Genomic DNA, 17,296 nt, shown 5'->3' with positions numbered 1-17,296 from the left:
TGATCATGTCGATCCTCTGGCCGCCCCAAACCACGCCACGTTGCTCATGCACGCAGGCACCTCAGGCGTCGGGCGCCGAGTGGCCGCCGGCGGGCATTGCATCGAAGTCGCTGCGCAATGGCGCAGCCCACACCTGCTCGCCGGCATGGGCACCGAGTCGAGCGAAGTCGTCCGGCAGCAGCGCCAGGCGGCCGCCATGAACGGTGGCCTGCGCCATGACCGCATGCCAGTTGCCTGCATCGCCATGCACCACCAGCATCGGCACGCCGGGCCCCGCTGCATCGCGCTGAACAAGCGACCAGAGGCGGCCCGCGGTCACGGTACCGAGGGTGTCGACATCCGCCTCAAGCACCGGTCCGCCATCGTCGATGCTGATGTGGTGGCTGTAGCGCATGCCGGCGGCCTCAAGTACATCCTGCAGAACGCGCGAGAACGGGGCCGCGTGCGCAATTGCATCCTGCGCGGCGGGCGACAGGAAGGAGGCATACACCGTCTGACGCGGCAGCAGCGTTGCAGCGTGCGCGCGCCACGCGTCGCCGAACTGCTCCCGCGCCAGCAAGGGATCGCGCCGGCAGAACTGGCGACCCAGGCCCTGCCAGAAAGGCGCCTGCCCGGCTGTGTCGCGTGGCCCCGGCAACTCGACGATCAGATGGCTGGCGAAGCCATCGCGACGCCGCGCGATCAGCAGCAACGCGGTCTGCACCAGGAGGTTCAGCACAGCGGCCTGCGCGGCCAGCGGCACGCCGCTGCGCGCCCAGGCGATCTCGGCCAGCTCGCTGGCGCCGGTATGGTTGTTGCCCAGCAGCAGCGTGCGCTGACGATGGAAGAGTTGCAGATCCTTCGCCGCATGAACGGTGCAGCCGACGTGATACCAGTATCGCGGCAGCGCGAGGCCGATTGCCGCACGCAAGCGAAGGCAGCCCAGTACCGCGCCGCCAGCGCCGGACTCGGCCACCAGCATTGACTCGCCTGCAGTATCGGCGAGCGCAACGGGTCCGGATGGTCTGCCGCAGTCAGCCAGCAAGGCTGTGATCACACCAAGGTCGTCAGCACCTGCGGTGCGGATGCGCAGATGGTTCATACCGCGCCCTCCTCGGCCGATACGCCATCGCAGTCGCCGCCCTCATCGGCCTCGTCGATCACGAGCGGCGCGCACCGCAGCGTGGCGCCGTCCGCTTGCCCCAGGCGGGCAAGCGCCGCGGTATCGAGCGCAAGTTCGCCCCCCGTGACGTCGGCCTGCGCGAGCGTGGCGCGAAAACCTTCGCGCTGCGTGCCCGCCACCAGGTACCAATCGCCATGCACGGCGCTGACCGCGCGTGCGCGCCGCCGCTGCGCATGGCGCACGGTGCGCAGCATCGCGACACGCGCCTCGACCGTAGGGCCGCCATCGAACACATCGATGTAGGTGTCGGCATCAAAGCCTTCATCGAGCAGGATCGAGAACGGCAGCTCGCCGTCGGGATGCAGTTGGCCGATCGCCCACTGCGCGTCTTCCGGCAACAGCGGCACATAGATCGGCGAATGCGGCAGCAGCTCGGCGATGAAACTCTTGCTGCGGCCGCCGGCAAGGCGTTCGGCCTGCGGATAGTCCATGTTGAAGAAACGGCGCCCGACAGCATCCCAGAACGGGCTGTGGCCAAGGCTGTCGCACAGGCCGGGGGTTTCGGCGGCGATACGATCGGCAAACCGGCCAGCGAACTCGCGAATGAAAAGCAGCCGCCCGCGCGACAGCAGTTGCGGTGCAACCGTGTTGGCGTAGGCCGGTTCGATGTAGAACGACGTCAACAGCGTGTAGCCGGTCAGGTCATGGCACAGATGCAACGTATGAATCCGGTTGCTCTCGTTGAGCGGCTCGCTGGTGTGCACCGCGAACTCGTTGCGATAGCTGTAGAAACGATCGTGGAAGCCCGCGCTCGCGGCGATTCCGCTGGTACCGATCACCGCACCGCGCGCGAGATCCTCCAGCACGAACAGGTAGCTCTCTTCACCGCTCGCGTCATCCTGCGTCTGGAACGCATGCAGCGAGCGCTCGATACGCGCACTCAGCAGCCCCCGGTCGGGCGGCAGCGAATTGATGCCGAAGGTGCTCGCGGCGGCGATGCGCTCGATCGCCGGCAGGTCTTCCGGCGCGCAGGGGCGCAGCACGAACTGGCTGGGAGACGGATCATTCATTCGGGGGACTCCTCTCGTACCGCGGGGCCACTGCGCCAGGCGTTGGCGCGCTGACTGCGCTCCTCGCGTGGGGTGCGCCCGAAGTGGTTGCGATACGCGTTGGAAAAATGAGGCCCTGAGGCAAAGCCGCAGGCAAGGCCGATCTGCAGGATCGACTGGCTGCTCTGCTGCAGCAGGCGGCGTGCGCGGGTGAGCCGCAAATCAAGGTAGTAGCGCGAGGGCAAGGCGTCGAGGTGTTGCTTGAACAGCCGTTCAAGCTGCCGGCGCGAGACCCCCACCAGGCGCGCGATGTCTTCTGTGGGCAGCGGTTCGCTGAGGTTCGCTTCCATCAGCGCGAGCGCCTCGGCGAGCTTGGCCGACCCGCCGGCAACGCGTGCGGCACTGGGCACCAGTTGGCGTTCGTCGCGCCCGCGAATGCGCTCAAGCCCGAGCTGGGCGGCCAACTCCTGCGCCGTGCGCTCGCCGTGCCGCACACCGATCCAGCTGAGCAGCATATCCATGCTCGCCGTGCCGCCGGCGCAGCTCAAGCGGCCGCGGTCGATCTCATAAAGGTTCGACGACACCACGGTTTCGGCGTGCTGCTCGGCCAGTTCCGCCACATGCGCCCAGTGCACGGTGGCACGATGCCCACGCAGCAGGCCGGCTTGCGCCAGCACCGCGGCACCGGTGCCGATGCCGCCGAGCAACAGCCCGGCGGCAGCGCAATCGCACAACCATGCATGGCAAGCGGCGAGTTCCAAATCCGCGATGTCGCCTTCACAAACCACGAACACCGCATGCAGCGTTGGCGCACGATCGATGCCGCCAAGTACTTCGAGCGACGGCCCGGACGCGGCGCGCACCGGCATACCGTCGAGCGACAGCATCGACGGCAGGTAGGCATCCTCACCCAGCAGGGCATTGGCGGCTGCCAGCACTTCGAGCGCGCCCGAGAGGGCGAGCATCGAAAAGCCGGGCAGCAGCAGGAAGCCGTATCGCTGGGGCGTATTCACAGAGTCGTTATGTCGGGCGCGGATCAGGCACTGAGCAGTTTGCCGCTTCGCAAGGCCTCGCGGCCCGCGACCTTGGCGACACGCATGCCGGCCGTGGCAAACCGCCGGTTATCGCGAGCATAGAGCAGACCGTCGATGCTGGAACGCAACGTCTGCACCCGCCCATCGTAGGGGTCGATCACTTCGGCCACCACGTCGCCGCACGCCACCTCATCGCCGACCTCGCGCACGAACACCAGCACCCCGCCCTGCTGCGCGTGGATCGGTATCGATCCGGCCAGCGGCATCGGTTCGCGCAACAGCGGCGGCAGGCTCGCGGGCGGCTGTGCGATCGCGCCGCGGTGGGAGAGGAAGGCCACAATCGCAGCGGCATCACGCTCGGCATTTGGATGGCTGACGTCGGCAAAGCCGCGCAGCTCGATCGTGGCTGCCATGCAGGCCATCGGCAATGGGTGGCGCCCGGCCCAACGCTCGGCCAGCTGCCACCAGATCTGCGAGCAGGCCTCGTCAAACGGGGCGTCGCCCGATTCGGTTGCAAGCAAGCTCACCTCTGCGCCCAGATAGCGCGCGAGCGGTTCGGCCTGGGGCCACAGTGGCGTGCCGGTGTAGAGATGCAGCACCGCTTCGGTATCGCAGTGCAGATCGAGCACCACATCGGCATCGCACGCGAGCCCCATCAGCGTGCGGCGCAGGCTCGCAAGCTCAGTATCCGCAGGCTGCTTTGCCACCGCATCGCGCAGCGCTGCGCGCACGAGCGCAACGTTGTGATCGGCGCGCGGCCCCAGGTGCTGCGCCACGGCTTGCTCGACCTGATCGGCCAGGCTGGGGTAGTAACGGTTGAAGTTCTCGCCGCTGGCGAACTCGAACCGCCCTTGCGGCACATGCAGCAGCGTCTGCGACAGGCCCAGCGGATTGGCGACCGGCACCAGCACGATCTCGCCACGCAGCAGGCCTTCACGCTCCAGGCGCTCGAAGTGCTGGCGAAGGTGGTGCGCGACCAGCATGCCGGGCAACTCGTCGGCATGCAGCGAGGCCTGGATGTAGACCTTCTGCCCGCTCGCCGGCGCGCCGAAATGCAGGCTCACCAACTCGCGCGCGGTACCGGGCGTGGCGGCAGTCAGGGGGTGTCGTTGTTGCTGCATGGGTGGCTCAATGTCCTGCTGGGGTTCGGCGAAAACGGGTACTCAGTTGATCCACGGCCGGTACAAGGGCTGCGCGACGCGGACCGGCGTGACATCGAGGTACAGGTTGGCGACCGTGTAGTCCTCGCCACCGAACGCGCCGGTGTACCAGCCAACACTGTCCTCACCTTTGTAGAGCCGGAACTCGAAGCCCAGCGACGGCGCCGGATCGTCGGCCGCCGGCCGCGCGTTGAAGGCGAGGCCACGCACTTCCCGGCGGGCGTTGTCGATCAGGTTGCTCATCGCGTTCACGATGGTCGTGTCGCCCAGCATGTCGAGGTGGAAGGCGTCGTTATCGAAGAACGGCTTGAAGTCGGCCGCATTCGGATCAACCCGGTGGTCGGCCAGCTTGGCCGCAGAGGGCAACACCGTGCGGGTCGACATGCGATAGCGATCACCGCGATCGAGGTAGCTCAGGCGCGCGCCACGCAGGTTGAATGGCCCCGAAGCCGCATCGCGCTTCATCGATGAGAGATCGACCAGCAAGGCCCCCTTGCCGCCAATGACTTCGATCTCGTCGCCATGGATGATCGCGGCGGAGTTCTCTTCCACGCCAAGGCCAAGCGTGTAGCCCTTGGCCACCATCAGCGGCAGCATGCGGCCGATACGGCCACGCTTGAGGAAGTGCTGGTCGACGAACAGCGACTCGCCTGCAAAGCCGAGCCCGCGGTCGTATTCCTTGCCCTGGCGTAGCTCCCCCTTGAGGATGCGCATCACATCCTGCGCGTCGCGGAACATCACGCTGCTCATGATCGCCGCGCCCGCGCTGGTCCCCGCAACGACCCCGCCACGGCGATGCAGCGCACGAATCTCGGCGAGCAGCGGCGACTCAACGCCGGCCGGGGCGAGGCTATCAACGATGCGCTCCTGCGCACCGCCAGAGAAGAACACGCCGCGCGCGGCACGGACCTTTGCAATCAGCGCGGGATCACGCACCGCAGCCGTGACATCCGCGTCGTTCAGCTTCGGCGCAACCGGCAGCACTTCGGCAAGCGCACCACGCCGCGCCAGCGCGTCGGCAATCTGGCGCCCTGAGCGCGCCGGGTTGCCGGCTGCGGTGGCGAGCACGACGAAGCGCGCGCCCTTGCCGCCCGCAAGCTCGACCAACCGGCCCCACACCGCTTCGTTGTCGTACTTCAGCGCCCCGCCGATCGGCACCGCATAGCCGGCGGGCACGGCGTCCGCTGCGGCCACCGGTGTAACACCGAGGGCCATCGAGAAAAGCGCCAGAGGCCAGAGAAGGATTTTGCTTCGCATGAAATCGCAGTATCTGAGCGCGGCCGGCAGACCCGGTCGCCATGGGGAGCGATGGTGTCATCGAAGCGCAGTCGATTCCACGCTCCCCACGGTCAACGGAGCAAACACGCAAGTCGATGTCGCCTTGCGGCAAGCGCGAAATCCCGCGTTTTACGGATTGCGACCCTAACTTGCCGGCTTGCGACGACGGGCCTCCCGCCCCGTTCGCAAAGCCGGCCCCCCTCCCTAGACTGCGTCGCCATGCCTCGCCAGCAGCGGGCACCGAGGCCCCGGATCACCGAAGCGGGGCCCGACATGCAACAGCATCCACGGAGAGGATTTTCAGCATGACCGACGCCCACCGCCCACCGCCCACCCTGCCCCTGCCCTTTCGCATGACACCCTGCGCGCAAGCCGTTGCGATCGTGCTGGCACTGGGGGCCCAGGCCGCCACTGCCGAAGAGGTGGTCACCCCGGCCCCCGCCCGGATCCTGGTCACGGGTTCCAGCATCAAGCGCATCCAGGGTGAGACCGCACTGCCGGTGCAAACGATCAAGAAGGACGACATCATCAAGAGCGGCGCAACCACCGCCGCCGAGCTGATGAAGATGATCAGCGCCAACAACGCGCCGCTGACCGATGGCGCCAGCATCACCGACAACACCGGTGGCCAGCGCGGCTTCAACGGCGCGAACCTGCGCGGCATCGGCGTATCGAGTACGCTGGTCCTGCTCAACGGCCGGCGCATGGCGAACTTCGCCTCGCCAGGTGACAGCGCCGGGGTCGACCTCAACAACATCCCGGCCGGCGCGGTCGAGCGGGTCGAGATCCTCAAGGACGGCGCGTCGGCGATCTACGGCACCGACGCGATCGGCGGCGTGATCAACTTCATCACGCGCAAGGACTACGTGGGTGCGGACGTCAACGTCTACGCCTCAACCACCCAGGAAGGCGGCGCCGGCAAAACCGCGGCATCGGTCGGCGGCGGCTACGGCGACCTGAACACCGACCGCTTCAATGTGTTCGGCGTGTTCGATTATCAGAAGCTCGACAGCCTACGCTCGACGCAACGGGAGTTCCTGAAGGAGCGCCCGCTTGCGACCAACCTGCCGTTCTACATGTCGAGCCGCACCGATCCGGCGAACATCCGTTTGACCAGCAAACAGCGAAGCGATTTGCAGGCGGCGGGCTACCTGATCGGCGGCGAAGCGGTGACCGAGCGCACCATCAACCCGTTCTCGCCCGCCTGCAATCCGCCGGCCACGATCTACGCTGCGAATCAGGTCTCTCAGGGCTGCAGCTACGACTACATGCAGGACACCGAGATCTACCCTGAGCAAGAGAAGATAGGCTTCCTCGGCCGCGGCGTCTATCGCATCAACGAGCGCACCGACATCTCGTTCGAACTGATGAAGAACCAGACCACGACGACCTACGTCTCCAGCCCGAATCCGCTGCAGATCACCGGCGTTCCGGTCTCCGTGGTGAACGGCTGGCTGGGTGACCGCGCACTGCCAACAAGCGGCAACGTCGAGCTGCGCCAGCGCGTGACCGAGGGCGGCAACCGCAGCAATGAAGTGGTATCAGACGCGCAGCGTTTCGTGCTCGCGCTGACGGGCGGCGTCGGCGGCTGGGACTACGACCTGGGCCTCAACTACGCCAGCAACGAAACCAGCGACCGCATGGTCAACGGCTACTTCCTCTACGACGAGTTCGTCGCCGGCATCAAGGGCGGGCAGATCAACCCGTTCGGCCCCTCGCCGGCCGCCGGCAAATCCTTGATCGACTCGATCAAGGTGGACGAGGTGGGGCGCCGCTCCAAGGGCGTCACGACCAGCATCGACGGCAAACTGACCGGCTCGCTAATGTCGCTTGGCGGCGGCGAACTCGGGCTCGCAACCGGCTTCGAATTCCGCCGCGAGACAGCCGACTTCACGCCGTCTGCGCTGCTCAACTCGAACAACATCGCGGGAGACCGCAGCAGCAGCGGTGCAACGCTAGAAGCCACCTCGAACAGTCGCAACATCTCCAGCCTGTTCGCCGAGCTGAACGCGCCCTTCACGCAGCAGCTTGAAGTGCAGTTCGCGCTGCGTTACGACAACTACAGCGACGTCGGCAACACCGTGAACCCGAAGCTGGGCGTGCGCTGGCAACCGAGCAAGAGCCTGCTCGTGCGCGGTTCGGCGGGTACCGGTTTCCGTGCGCCGACCTTCAGCGAGCTGTATCGGCCAACCTCGTTCGGCAGCAGTTCCGCGATCCTGCCTGATCCGGGTTGTGTTGCAGCCGGCAATGCGCTGGTGGACTGCACGGATCAGGTGCCGGTCGAGCGCCGATCCAATGCGGATTTGAAGCCGGAGAAGTCGCAGCAGTTTTCCTTCGGCTTCGTCTTCGAACCCCTGCGCAATACCAGCGTCAGCGTCGATTACTGGAACATCAAGAAGAAGGACATCATCAGCGGCCTTGCTGAAGAGATCATCCTCGAGAACCTCGACAAGTACGAAGCGCCCTACGTGACGCGCGACGCCGACGGCTTCATCACGAACATGGTGCTGCAGAAGCAGAACCAGGGGGTGCTGAAGACATCCGGCATCGACTTCGAGGGGGCATGGCGCAGCGATGCCACGCTTTATGGCCGCTTCGGCGCCAAGTTTTCCGGCACCTGGGTGCTGGAATACAAGCGCCAGTTCGGCAGCGAGGAATTCGTCGACAACGTCGGCCGCTTCCTGGTGGACCAGGTGGTGCAAGAGTGGCGCCACCGGCTGTCGTTCGACTGGGAACTCGGCCAGGTTGGCCTGACTGTATCGAACTCCTTCTCGTCCGGTTACACCGACCACAACAAGGCGGTCGACCCGAATGCCGCCGGCGGCGATGGCGCGCTGCTGCCGCCGCGCGATGTCTCGTCGTATTCGACCTGGGATCTCGTCGGGAACTGGAATGTGAGCAAGGCGCTCAAGCTGCGTGCGGGTGTCCTGAACCTGTTCGACACCGCGCCGCCGTTCTCGAACCAGTCCTACTACTTCCTATCGACCTACGACCCGACCTATACCGATCCGCGCGGCCGTACCTACTACCTGTCAGCGAACTATTCCTTCAGGTAACGAAGCAAGTCGTCAGTGTGCTGTGACAACCCCCGCGAAGTCCGCGGGGGTCTTTTTTTGCAGGTCAGGCGAGCCTTGCGGCCGGTTCGCTGGGCAGCGAAGTCAGCGTCGTGTGGCCGTGGGTCATTTCGCCGGCGGTGACCACTTGCCCGCGGCCACCGTGCTTCGCCGCGTAGAGGGCCTGGTCGGCGAGCTCGAGCAGTTCGGTGCCGTCGCCGGCGTCGTCCGGGAACAGCGCCAGGCCGGCACTGGCGCCGACCCGCAGCACCTTGTCCTCGTGACGGATCGGCCGCGAGATGCGCAGCACCAGGTCGCGCGCACGGCGTACGGCATACACCGGGTCATCCACTTCGCCGATGATCACGACGAACTCGTCGCCGCCCATGCGGCAGACAGTGTCCTCGCTGCGCAATGCGCTCTTCATGCGCTTGCTCACGCGCCGCAGCACCACGTCGCCGATCGCATGGCCGTGGGTGTCATTGACCGGCTTGAAACCATCAAGGTCGATCACGACCACCGCCGCATGGCAGCGCCGCCGGCGCGCACGCAGCACGGCCTGTTCCAGCCGGTCCTGAAGCAACCGGCGGTTTGGCAGGCCGGTCAGCGGATCGCGGTTGGCCTTGGCCTCCAGCGACGAGATCCGCGCATGGCCCTGGTGCGACAGATGCCGCATCACGCGGATCAGCACCAAGCCGAACAGCAGCGCTGCGATCAGCGCCGCCGCAACAGCCCACTGCACCCACTGCAAGGATTCCTGATGGCGCGCCTGACTCAGCGCCAGGCGGTCTTCGAGGGAAACCTTCATCGCGTCGATCCACGCATGGGCTGCCAGCAGCACATAGGTGTTGCCGAGTTCGCCCGGCTGCATCGGGCCCGCTTGCGGATCCTGATCCAGGTTGATCGGCGGCTGGCGTTGCCGCATGTCCAGCAGGGCACCCAACTTGGTCAGCCGCCTTTGCTGGGCGGCGTCGTCCGAAGATAACTGCAGGCAATCCGCCAGCAGGCGGGGCACGTTGGCGTCGTCATCCGGCGCCGCAACGGCCGGAATCGCGTTGGAGAGGATCGCCGCGCGCAGCGACTCCAGCCGGTGCAGCACATGCGCCAGCCGTTCGCCCTCGCGCTGTGCGTCGATCATGCGCGACGCAGCCCATCCCGCGACGACGCAGCACAGCAGCGCAAGCAGGCTGAGCGCAATCAGCTTGCGGCGCGACGGGGCATCGAGGATGTATTTGACGGACATGCGCAGGGGGCTCGGATTTCCGCGCACCAGCGCGGCTTGAAGCCTGCACCACCCGATACGCAACCGGGGATGTTAGCAGCGCCGCCGGGCCCTACAGCCGTCACGACCGCACGTCCGCGACGGGCGTCACAGGTACTGCTGTGGCAAGAATCACAGCCGGGCGTTCAGCGCAGAAAGTGCTGCGCCAGCCATAGCGCCAGCAAGCCCGCGCCGATCGTCAGCGATACGCTGCGGGTGTAAAGCGCCACCACGGCGGCAAGCAACGCCGCGATGGGCCTTGGGCTCAATAGCGAGAAATCGACCACACCCTCACGCACAAAGATCTCCGGCGCAATCAGCGCCGCCAGCACGGCCGGCGGCACGTAGCGCAGCAACGCCTGCAGCCGCGGGCCGAGGGCCAGCCGCTGGCCGCCGGCGATGAAGGAGAAGCGGGTCAGGAAGGTCACCAGCCCGCAGGCGACCAAGGTAAGGATCAGCCCGATACCGTCACGCATGTTCAGCCCTCCGGTCGAAGCGCCGGCTGGCTGCGCCCGCCGCGATGCCGGCCACCGCTGCCGCGATGATCCACAGTTTGTGCGGCAGCCCCTGCGCAGCCAGGGCGACGCAGCCGGCGACGAGCGCCGCCACAAGTTCGCTACGGCGGTGGATGCCGGGCAGCAACAGCGCAATGAAGGTCAGCGCAATCGAGAAGTCGAGCGACCACGACGACGGAATCGCCGCGCCGAGCAGTACGCCCGCCACGGTGGATAGCTGCCAGGAAGCCCACAAGGTGAAGCCGGTGCCGAACAGGAACCAGTGCCGATTCGGCGTCGCGGGACCATCGGCGAAACGGCGGATCGTCGGCGCATAGGCTTCGTCGGTCAGCAGGTAGGCCAGCAACACGCGCCAGCGCATCGGCAGTTCGCGCAAGTACTGCGCAAGGCTTGCGCTGTACAGCGCATGGCGCAGATTCACCACGCCAACGGTAGCGGTGATCACCGGCCCCGGCACCTGCGCGCCCCAGAGTTGCGCGAACACCACTTGCGACGAGCCGCCGAACACGACTGACGACATCGCAACCACCGCCCATGCCGGCAGCCCGGCCGCCAGCCCGAGCACGCCAAAGATCAGGCCAAAGGGAACAACGCCCAACAGCAGCGGCAGTTCAGCCTTGACCCCGGCAAGGCACTCGGCCCACGCAGAAGCCGCCTCGGCGGAGGTACTCAAATCTGAAACAGCGGACACGACGCAGGCTTTCTTCGGGCAGGAGGCAGGATTATCGCCGAGCCGCCACACCCATCGCGCACACATGTTCGACACATGGCGTTGCTATGCTGTGCAGGCTTGCTATCACGCCTGCGGAGGGCACGATGTCGCGCGTTGTTCAGATCCTGATTGCCGCCTCGGAAGGCGCACCGATGTCGCCGATGCAGGAAGTTGAGGCCGTCGCCGGCTGCGGCCTGCGCGGCGATCGCTACTTTCGCCCCGGCGGCGACGCAGACCCCGCCGCGCAGATCACGCTGATCGAACATGAGTGCATTGACGAGTTCGTTGCAGCGTCGGGGCTCGCCCTCTCGACCGATCAGCCGCGGCGCAACCTGATCACCCGCGACGTGCGGCTCAACGCACTGTGCGGCAAGCGCTTCCGGGTTGGCGAAGTGGTGCTTGAGGGGATAGAGCTGTGCGAGCCGTGCCGAACCTTTGCCGAGCGCACCTATGCGCAGGTCGTGAAGGCCTTTGTCGGCAAGGGCGGCCTGCGCGCGCGCATCGTCACCGGCGGCCTGATCCGGCCCGGCGACGCGATCAGCGAGCTGGCCTGATCAAGCGGGTTTGCGCGGCGTTCGGTACGGTGCCGGGCGCTCGTTCGCAAGTCGATCCAGCTCGTTCTGGCTGAACCCGGCCTGCAGACGTGCCGGCACATTGAACGGCGGCTTGGGCCACGGCGCATCGAAGCGCACGATCAAGTCACGGTATTCGGATTCGGCTTGCAACCCGCGCGCCGCGCAGCCGGCGCGGAACCAGCGATCACCGATCGCGACATGGCCGATCTCGTCGCGCAGGATGATCTGCAGCACCGCCACGGTGTCCGCGTCGCCACCCTTGAGCAGCTTGGCTATCATCGGCGGCGTGGCATCCAGCCCGCGTGCTTCGAGCAGGCGCGGCACCAAGGCCATGCGGGCGACGAAATCGCCAGCAGTGTCGCAACACATGTCCCACAAGCCGTTGTGGGCCGGAAAGTCGCCGTAGGCGTAGCCATCCGCAGCAAGCCGGCCGCAGACCAGGCCGAAGTGGTAGGCCTCCTCCACCGCGACACCGAGCCAGTCGGTCACAAACTCGTCGGGTTGATCCCAGAAGCGCGCCACGCAATCGAGCGCAAGGTTGATCGCGTTGAACTCGATGTGCGCCACCGCGTGCAGCAGCGCTGCATGGCCTTCGCGGCTGCCGGGGGCGCGGCGCGGCACCGCGTCCGGTGATACCAGCTCAGGTCTGGGCGGACGGCCCGGTGAGCACACGGGCCCATCGACGACGGCGCGCCCGGCACGCAGCAGCGCGCCAGACTGCCAATCCGCGAGCAGCGCACGCACGGCGATGGCCTTCTTCGCCGGGTCCGCACGCATCAGCGCCGCCAACGCGGCGGCTTCAACCGTGGCCTGCTGCGCCGAACTCATGCGCCCGCTTCAGCCTCATCGCCATCCGGCAGATGGATCAGACCGGTGTGGTAGTTGTACTCGAACACCTCGCCGTAGCGGCCCCACTCGATCGCGGTGCGCAAGGTGCGCTCGGCGTCCGTCGCATCCATCGTCTCGGCGAGCAGGCGCAGGAAGGGTTCTTCGGCAAGTTCGCCCGACGTTTCCTGCTCCAGGCTGTGGCGGATGTGTGCTGCGATCGGCACATGCGCGAGCAATTGCTGGCCGAACAGCTCGTGGCGCAGCGTGTTCTGCCCTTCGACATAGCGGCGCCCGAGCGGCGTGACCGAGATGTCGCCGCGTGCCAGATGAACGAAGCCGAGCAGTTGCAGCGCTTCGGTAAGCGGCAGCAGTTCTTCGTCGGTGAGCTCCGACTCTTCGGCGAACTGTGGCAAGTCGGCGATGCCATTGAAGGGCTCGCCAACCAGCAGTTCCAGCACGCCCTCCATGCGGCTGACGTCGGCTTCCGGCAGGCGGTCGCCCAGGTGCAGGCGCACCGGCTCTTCCGCCGGGCGGCCGGCTCGCGGTGCGCTCGCGGTCATCAAGGCGTAGACCTCGTCGATCAGCGCACGGATTTCGGTGCTGTCGACTTCGCGCGGGCGGCGCAGATCGATCGCCAGTTCGGCGCGAACACGGCCCGGATTGTTGGCGAACACCAGCACGCGGTCGGCCATCATGACCGCCTCTTCGATGTTGTGCGACACGATCAGCATGCCCTTGGTCGGCATCTTGCCGCTGTCCCACAGCTCCAGCATGTCGTCGCGCAAACGCTCACCGGTCAGAACATCGAGCGCCGAGAAGGCTTCATCCATCAGCAGCACTTCCGGGTCGGTCACCAGCGCACGCGCGATGCCCACGCGCTGACGCATACCGCCGGAAAGTTCGCGCGGCAGCGCGCCTTCGAAGCCGGACAGACCGATCAGGTCGATCGCCGCCTCGGCCTTGGCCTCGCGCTCATCCGGTGATACGCCGCGGGCTTCCAGCCCCAACTCGACGTTCTGCTGCACCGTCAGCCACGGAAACAGCGCGAAGGACTGGAACACCATGCTGATGCCGCGCGCCGGCCCATACAGCGGCTGACCGCGATAGCGCACGTCGCCCGCGTCGGCCGGAATCAGCCCGGCGAGGATGCGCAGCAGCGTCGACTTGCCGGAGCCGGACTGGCCCAGCAGCGCCACGATCTCGCCTTCGCGCAATTCGAAGTCGACGTTCTCCAGCACCGCACGCGGCGTGCCATCACTGGTGCGGAAGGACTTGCCCACGCCCTTGAGGGAAATGATCGGCCCGGTCATCGCGGACTCCTAGAAATGCATCCGGTCTTCGGCGATGCGATACAGCCGCCGCCAGACAAAATGGTTGAAACCCATCACGAATACGCACATCACGCCGATGCCCAGCGCGATGCGGGGGAAGTCGCCGGTTGCCGTCATCCGCGCGATGTAACTGCCGAGCCCGTGCGCCTCAAGGGTTGTGTCACCCCAGGTGACGTACTCGGACACGATGCTGGCGTTCCACGAACCGCCACTCGCGGTGATCGCGCCGGTCACGAAGCTCGGGAATACCGCCGGCAGCAGGTAGCGCTTCCACTTCAGCCAGCCCTTCAGGCCCAGGTTCTTCGCGGCATAACGCAGCTCGGTCGGCACGCTCGATGCGCCGGCGATCACGTTGAACAGCAGGTACCACTGCGTGCCCAGCACCATCAGCGGCGACAGCCAGACATCCGGGTTCAGGTGCCAGTGCACGATCGCGAGCACCGCGATCGGGTACATCAGGTTGGCCGGGAACGCCGCGAGGAATTGTGCGACCGCCTGCAAGCGATCCGCCGCGCGCGGATGCAGCCCGATCCAGATGCCGACCGGCACCCACACCAGCGCCGCAAGCCCGATCAGTACGATCACGCGCAGCAGTGTGATGAGCCCGAGCCCGAAAACATGCGCCACCTCGCCCCAGCCCACTTCCGCGTGTACGAAACTCACGAGCCGCCAGGTCGCGAACAGCACCAGCGCAGCCAGCACCGCATCCCACGCACGGCGCACGCCATCGCTCACCGGCTTTGGCCGCGCGCGGATCGAGGTGCCGTCGTAGTCACGCTTGAACAGTGTGAACGAGCGTTCGAGCAACTTTGCAGCGCCAACCGCGATGCCTTGCAAGCGATCGGTGCGGCGTAGCCAGGTCAGCAGCCACGAGGATTGCGCCGTCTCGCCCGAGGCCTGCTCGAAGCGGAACTTGTCGGCCCACGCCAGCAGCGGGCGGAAGAACAGTTGGTCGTAGCAGATGATGCCGATCAGCATCGCGCCGATCGCCCAGCCGATCGCGACCATGTTCTGCTCCTCGATCGCACGCGCGATGTAGGAACCGATGCCGGGCAGCTTGATGCTCTGGTTCGACACCGAGATCGCTTCCGAAGCCACGACGAAGAACCAGCCGCCGGACATCGACATCATCATGTTCCACAGCAGGCCCGGCATCGCGAACGGCAATTCCAACCGCCAGAAGCGCTGCCAGCTCGACAGCTGGAAGATGCGCGCCGCTTCCTGCAATTCGCCCGGCACGGTCTTGAGCGACTGGTACAGACTGAAGGCCATGTTCCAGGCCTGCGATGTGAAGATCGCGAAGATCGCCGCACATTCGACGCCCAGCAGATTGCCCGGGAACAGCGCGATGAAGCCGGTCACCGTGATCGACAGGAAGCCCAGGATAGGGATCGACTGCAGAATGTCCAGCGCTGGCACCAGCACCTTCTCCGCCACCCGATACTTGGCCGCCAGCGCGGCGAAGATGCAGCTGAAGATCAGCGAAGCGCCGAGCGCGAGGAACATGCGCAGCGTGGTGCGCATCAGGTAGTAGGGGAGCCACAGCGGATCGAGCGACAGCGGCAACTGTTCGCCGATCGCGTAGGGGCGCGCCATCTGCGATGCGCCGTAGGCCAGCATCGTCAGCAGCGCGAGGAACAAGGGCAGCAGGGCCCAGTCCCAGCGGTTGCCGCCAGACTCGACCACCTGGCGCGGGAAGAACTGTTTCGGATTCATCATGTCAGGCGGGGCGGTGCCGGCCGTGGGCGGCGCGAAGCGGGGGTGGACTTTACAGGGATGCCGCGTCGGTGATGTTACGAAACGTCAGCCCGATCCCCTGCCCCGGCGTCTCGGCGCGTCAGCTCAGATAGCGCGTCTCCAGATGCCAGCGGAAGTGTTCGGGGTTCAGTGCCTCGCCGCTGGCGCGTTGCACCAGTTCCGGCGTGGTCCAGCGGCTGGCTTGCGACCAGATGTTGGCACTCAGCCAGTCGAACACCGGCGCATCATCACCTGCGGCGATACGAGCATCCAGATCCGGCGTCGTGCGGCGAATTGCCGCGAACCACTGCGCGGCATACAGCGCACCGAGCGTGTAGCAGGGGAAGTAGCCGAAGGCGCCGCCGGCCCAGTGCGGATCCTGCATGCAGCCATCACGGTAGTCGCCGCGGGTGTCGAGGCCAAGCAGATCGCGCATGCCTTCGTCCCACGCAGCCGGCACATCTTCGGCCTGCATCTCGCCGGCGATCAGCGCACGCTCGATATCGAAGCGCAGCATCACATGGCAGGGGTAGGTCGCCTCATCCGCGTCCACGCGGATCTTGCCGGCCACCACACGCGTCGCCGCACGCACCCAGTTCTCCGGCTCGAATGCCGGCTGGGCGCCGAAGTAGTGAACCAGGCGCGGCGCAAGTCGTTCGAGAAAACCACGCGAGCGCGCCAGTTGCATCTCGAATGCGAGGCTTTGGCTCTCGTGGATGCCCATCGAGCGCCAAGACCCTATCGGCCGCCCCAACCAGGCACGCGGGCTACCCTGCTCGTAGCGCGAGTGGCCGGTTTCGTGGATCGTGGAGAACAGCGCGACCGAGAAATCGTGCTCGCGGAAGCGCGTGGTCATCCGCACATCCTCGGGCACGCCGCCGCTGAAGGGATGAGTGCTCTCGTCGAGCCGGCCGCGTTCGAAATCAAAGCCGAGCGTTTCGGCGATTTCGCGCACCAGTGCTCGCTGCGCATCGAGCGCGAAGGGGCCGACGGGTTCGATCACCGTCTCGCTCGCCTGCTTCTCGCGAATCCGCGCGATCAGAGCCGGCAACCAGCCGCGCATCGCACCGAACACACGCGCAACCTCAGCGCTGCGCATGCCGGGTTCGAAACCGTCCAACAACGCGTCGTAGGGCGACACGCCCAGCGCGTCGGACAAGCGGGCCGCCTCTTCGCGGCTCAGGCGCAGCACTTCGCGGAAGTTGGGCAGGTAGGCCGCCCAGTCGTTCGCCTGGCGTTGCGCGCGCCATTCGTATTCACAACGCGACGCGGCCAAGCCCTTGGCTTCGACGAGCTCAGCCGGCAAGGCGGTGGCGAGCAGGTAGCCGCGCTGCATCTCGCGCAGATCCGCGCGGGCCGCGTCGTCGAGCGTCTCCTGCTCAGCCGCTTTCAGCTGATCGGCGATCACCGGATCCGTACTGCGCGCGTGCATCAGCTGTTCCAGCTCCGCCAGCGCGAGCGCTCGCGCATCGGCGCCGCCCGGCGGCATCAGGGTCTCGCGATCGACGCTGGCGATCTGCACCAGATGATTCAAGCGGTGCAGCGAGCGGCTGCGCGCCATCAGCGCGTCGTAAGCAGCGGTGTTCGACATCGGTGGTGTCCTTCCAGTCAGTACGGCGCGTACCTCGTGAGTCGCGCCGGTGGGTATGGCAAGCGTATGT

14 protein-coding genes are annotated in these 17,296 nt (G+C 66.5%); 2 read left to right on the top strand and 12 right to left on the bottom strand.

The window, feature by feature from the left end; all coding sequences use genetic code 11:
* Positions 1-61: 61 nt before the first annotated feature.
* From HH302_RS00350 to HH302_RS00330, 5 genes are read right to left on the bottom strand one after another with little or no spacing between them, the layout of a single operon-like run.
* A complete protein-coding gene (locus HH302_RS00350; RefSeq protein ID WP_172196657.1) occupies positions 62-1,081 on the bottom strand; it encodes an arginine N-succinyltransferase in 1,020 nt (339 codons plus the stop codon).
* Positions 1,078-2,172: an arginine N-succinyltransferase gene (locus tag HH302_RS00345; protein WP_172196655.1), complete on the bottom strand. Its 1,095-nt coding sequence runs from the start codon at positions 2,170-2,172 to the stop codon at positions 1,078-1,080. Before HH302_RS00345 ends, HH302_RS00350 begins: the two co-directional genes overlap by 4 nt.
* Positions 2,169-3,164 (bottom strand): GlxA family transcriptional regulator, encoded by a 996-nt coding sequence (locus tag HH302_RS22675; protein ID WP_216661730.1) that lies wholly within the window; start codon positions 3,162-3,164, stop codon positions 2,169-2,171. Before HH302_RS22675 ends, HH302_RS00345 begins: the two co-directional genes overlap by 4 nt.
* 23 nt (positions 3,165-3,187) lie before the next feature.
* Entirely contained in the window at positions 3,188-4,306 is a 1,119-nt protein-coding gene (locus HH302_RS00335) for a succinylglutamate desuccinylase/aspartoacylase family protein (protein WP_172196653.1), read from the bottom strand.
* A gap of 42 nt (positions 4,307-4,348) precedes the next feature.
* Positions 4,349-5,560 (bottom strand): cyanophycinase, encoded by a 1,212-nt coding sequence (locus tag HH302_RS00330; RefSeq protein WP_172196651.1) that lies wholly within the window; start codon positions 5,558-5,560, stop codon positions 4,349-4,351.
* 368 nt (positions 5,561-5,928) lie between these two features.
* On the opposite strand from HH302_RS00330, the gene HH302_RS00325 reads away from it, so the two are divergent.
* Positions 5,929-8,679: a TonB-dependent receptor gene (locus HH302_RS00325; RefSeq protein ID WP_172196649.1), complete on the top strand. Its 2,751-nt coding sequence runs from the start codon at positions 5,929-5,931 to the stop codon at positions 8,677-8,679.
* Between the two features lie 64 nt (positions 8,680-8,743).
* Here HH302_RS00325 and HH302_RS00320 read toward each other — a convergent pair whose 3' ends face one another.
* The 3 genes from HH302_RS00320 to HH302_RS00310 all read right to left on the bottom strand — a co-directional run bounded on the left by HH302_RS00320 (position 8,744) and on the right by HH302_RS00310 (position 11,143).
* A complete protein-coding gene (locus HH302_RS00320; protein WP_172196647.1) occupies positions 8,744-9,919 on the bottom strand; it encodes a GGDEF domain-containing protein in 1,176 nt (391 codons plus the stop codon).
* Positions 9,920-10,083: 164 nt separating this feature from the next.
* A complete protein-coding gene (locus HH302_RS00315; RefSeq protein ID WP_172196645.1) occupies positions 10,084-10,413 on the bottom strand; it encodes an AzlD domain-containing protein in 330 nt (109 codons plus the stop codon).
* Entirely contained in the window at positions 10,406-11,143 is a 738-nt protein-coding gene (locus HH302_RS00310; protein ID WP_371814535.1) for an AzlC family ABC transporter permease, read from the bottom strand. The genes HH302_RS00315 and HH302_RS00310 overlap by 8 nt, the downstream gene beginning before the upstream one ends.
* Before the next feature lie 125 nt (positions 11,144-11,268).
* Between HH302_RS00310 and HH302_RS00305 the strand changes: the two genes are divergently transcribed.
* Positions 11,269-11,718: an MOSC domain-containing protein gene (locus HH302_RS00305; protein ID WP_172196641.1), complete on the top strand. Its 450-nt coding sequence runs from the start codon at positions 11,269-11,271 to the stop codon at positions 11,716-11,718.
* On the opposite strand, the gene HH302_RS00300 is transcribed toward HH302_RS00305, so the two are convergent.
* The 4 genes from HH302_RS00300 to HH302_RS00285 all read right to left on the bottom strand — a co-directional run bounded on the left by HH302_RS00300 (position 11,719) and on the right by HH302_RS00285 (position 17,226).
* Positions 11,719-12,567 carry a ferritin-like domain-containing protein gene (locus tag HH302_RS00300; RefSeq protein WP_172196639.1) on the bottom strand — a complete coding sequence of 283 codons (849 nt, stop codon included), beginning with the start codon at positions 12,565-12,567 and terminating at the stop codon, positions 11,719-11,721.
* Positions 12,564-13,877 carry a nitrate/sulfonate/bicarbonate ABC transporter ATP-binding protein gene (locus tag HH302_RS00295; protein WP_172196637.1) on the bottom strand — a complete coding sequence of 438 codons (1,314 nt, stop codon included), beginning with the start codon at positions 13,875-13,877 and terminating at the stop codon, positions 12,564-12,566. Before HH302_RS00295 ends, HH302_RS00300 begins: the two co-directional genes overlap by 4 nt.
* 9 nt (positions 13,878-13,886) lie before the next feature.
* On the bottom strand, positions 13,887-15,617 hold the full coding sequence (locus HH302_RS00290) for an ABC transporter permease subunit (RefSeq protein WP_172196635.1): 1,731 nt from the start codon (positions 15,615-15,617) through the stop codon (positions 13,887-13,889).
* A 118-nt stretch (positions 15,618-15,735) separates the two neighbouring features.
* Complete coding sequence (locus tag HH302_RS00285) at positions 15,736-17,226, bottom strand: carboxypeptidase M32 (RefSeq protein WP_172196633.1); 1,491 nt, start codon at positions 17,224-17,226, stop codon at positions 15,736-15,738.
* Between the last annotated feature and the right edge of the window lie 70 nt (positions 17,227-17,296).

It is taken from the genome of Niveibacterium sp. COAC-50 (genome assembly GCF_013184235.1).
GTDB classification, from domain to species: Bacteria; Pseudomonadota; Gammaproteobacteria; order Burkholderiales; family Rhodocyclaceae; genus Niveibacterium; species Niveibacterium microcysteis.
This window is presented reverse-complemented; position numbering and strand designations above follow the sequence as displayed.

Excerpts from the sequence above, each read along its gene's own strand:
- HH302_RS00320 (WP_172196647.1), bottom strand. The coding sequence starts at position 9,919 with ATGTCCGTCAAATACATCCTCGATGCCCCGTCGCGCCGCAAGCTGATT.
- HH302_RS00350 (WP_172196657.1), bottom strand. The coding sequence starts at position 1,081 with ATGAACCATCTGCGCATCCGCACCGCAGGTGCTGACGACCTTGGTGTG.
- HH302_RS00305 (WP_172196641.1), top strand. The coding sequence starts at position 11,269 with ATGTCGCGCGTTGTTCAGATCCTGATTGCCGCCTCGGAAGGCGCACCG.
- HH302_RS00290 (WP_172196635.1), bottom strand. The coding sequence starts at position 15,617 with ATGATGAATCCGAAACAGTTCTTCCCGCGCCAGGTGGTCGAGTCTGGC.
- HH302_RS00285 (WP_172196633.1), bottom strand. The coding sequence starts at position 17,226 with ATGTCGAACACCGCTGCTTACGACGCGCTGATGGCGCGCAGCCGCTCG.
- HH302_RS00345 (WP_172196655.1), bottom strand. The coding sequence starts at position 2,172 with ATGAATGATCCGTCTCCCAGCCAGTTCGTGCTGCGCCCCTGCGCGCCG.
- HH302_RS00300 (WP_172196639.1), bottom strand. The coding sequence starts at position 12,567 with ATGAGTTCGGCGCAGCAGGCCACGGTTGAAGCCGCCGCGTTGGCGGCG.
- HH302_RS00295 (WP_172196637.1), bottom strand. The coding sequence starts at position 13,877 with ATGACCGGGCCGATCATTTCCCTCAAGGGCGTGGGCAAGTCCTTCCGC.
- HH302_RS00330 (WP_172196651.1), bottom strand. The coding sequence starts at position 5,560 with ATGGCCCTCGGTGTTACACCGGTGGCCGCAGCGGACGCCGTGCCCGCC.
- HH302_RS00335 (WP_172196653.1), bottom strand. The coding sequence starts at position 4,306 with ATGCAGCAACAACGACACCCCCTGACTGCCGCCACGCCCGGTACCGCG.
- HH302_RS00315 (WP_172196645.1), bottom strand. The coding sequence starts at position 10,413 with ATGCGTGACGGTATCGGGCTGATCCTTACCTTGGTCGCCTGCGGGCTG.
- HH302_RS00325 (WP_172196649.1), top strand. The coding sequence starts at position 5,929 with ATGACCGACGCCCACCGCCCACCGCCCACCCTGCCCCTGCCCTTTCGC.